The 1,698-nt window shown below is 66.3% G+C and carries 1 protein-coding gene; it reads left to right on the top strand.

Going from position 1 to position 1,698, the window contains the following annotated elements; translation table 11 throughout:
* Positions 1-122: 122 nt before the first annotated feature.
* Positions 123-1,698 (top strand): sensor histidine kinase (locus LQV45_RS30300; RefSeq protein ID WP_230010918.1); only part of this gene is annotated, 1,576 nt, incomplete at its 3' end.

The following is a 1,698-nucleotide window of genomic DNA, read 5'->3' as shown; positions in this document are numbered from 1 at the left end:
CCCTAGGAGCGCCCGCCGAACGGCAACAGCATTTGGCCGTAGAGGTAGTAGTGGTCATATTGGTCACGGCCCCGGGCGTCTTTTTGGCGGGCGGGCTGCGCCCCCAATGGGAAACTTGTGACATGTTTCACAAGATTCCCCTTCGGTTCCAGCTGGTCGCATTGCAGCTGGGCATCGTGCTGGCTGTCCTCACGGTGGTGGGGGCCGTGACCATCCGGATGCAGGAACAACAGCTCCGTGACGCCTACAAGGGCCGGCTGATCGGCGTCGCCGAAAGTGTTGCCCAGCTGCCCTCGGTCATCAACGCGTTCGGCACATCGTCGCCGGCCCAGACAATCCAGCCGATCGCGGAAGTCATCCGGCAGGCATCCAACGTCACCTATGTGGTGGTGACGGACCGGCACGGGGTCCGTCAGTCGCACCCCAATCCGGCGGAAATCGGCCGGCCGGTCTCCACCGATCCGTCCGTGCCGCTGTCCGGGGAGATCTACGTGGGTACCCAGACGGGCACGCTCGGTGAGTCCTGGCGGGTGAAGGTTCCCATCTTCGATGCGGCCGGCGCCGTGATCGGCTCCGCATCCGTGGGGGTGCTGGAGAGCACCTTGGCCGCCGACCTCCATGAGGACATGCCGCAGCTGTTCGGCTGGCTGCTCGGCGCGGCACTGCTAAGTTCGCTGGGCGCGATGTATGTCTCGAAACTGGTGTGGCGGCGGATCTACAAACTCGAGCCCGAGGACATCGCTGCCCTGCTGGAAACGCGCGACGCCATGCTCCACGGCCTGGGTGAAGGACTGGTGGCCGTGGACGCCGACGGCAGGGTCGCGCTGGTCAACGATGAGGCACGCCGCCTGCTCGCCCTGGCAGGGGACATCACCGGGACCCCTGCAGCGGCAAGCCTGGAACCGGCGGTCCTCCGCTTGCTCTCGGCCGGATCCGCCACGGAGGAACTGGTGCTCTCGGGTGAACGGATCCTGCTGGGCAAGGTCAATGCGGCCACCGTCGACGGCCGCGAAGTCGGCAAGGTGCTGATCCTGCGCGACCGCACGGAGCTCCACACCGTCCTGCGCGACCGCGACGGCGCCGTGGACGTGACGCAGGCACTCCGCGCCCAGGCGCACGAATTTGCCAACAAACTGCACGTCATCTCCGGGCTGCTGGAGCTTGGAAAGCAGGACAAAGCCATCGAATACCTGGGCCGCAGCCACAACGACGCCGTCTTCGCGAACCGGCCGCTGGCGGCCGGAATCACCGACCACGGGGTCCAGGCGCTGCTGATCGCCAAGTCCACGGTCTGCGCCGAGCGCGGCATCGAGATCATCGTCAGCCCGGATTCGCTGTGCTCGGTTGATGACTCGGGCGACGTCATCACGGTGCTGGGCAACCTGATCGACAACGCTGTGGACGCTGCGGGTTACGACAGCACTGTTGCCATCCGGCTGGGCGAGAGCGCCGACGGCGGGCGGACCATCGTGGTGGAGGACGACGGACCCGGCGTCCCGGTTCCTGAACGCGCTAAAGTGTTCGAGCCCGGCGTGACCAGCAAGGAGTCCGAGGGAATCAACAGCCGCGGGTTTGGGCTGGCCCTGGTCCAGCGGGTTGCCCTCCGGCGCGGAGGCCGGGCGGCAGTATCCTCATCGGCGTTGGGCGGAGCCTGCTTCTCGGTAGTGCTCAGAACAAAAGAGGCGGAACTACAAAACC

Source organism: Microbacterium sp. Bi128 (genome assembly GCF_918698205.1).
This window is presented reverse-complemented; position numbering and strand designations above follow the sequence as displayed.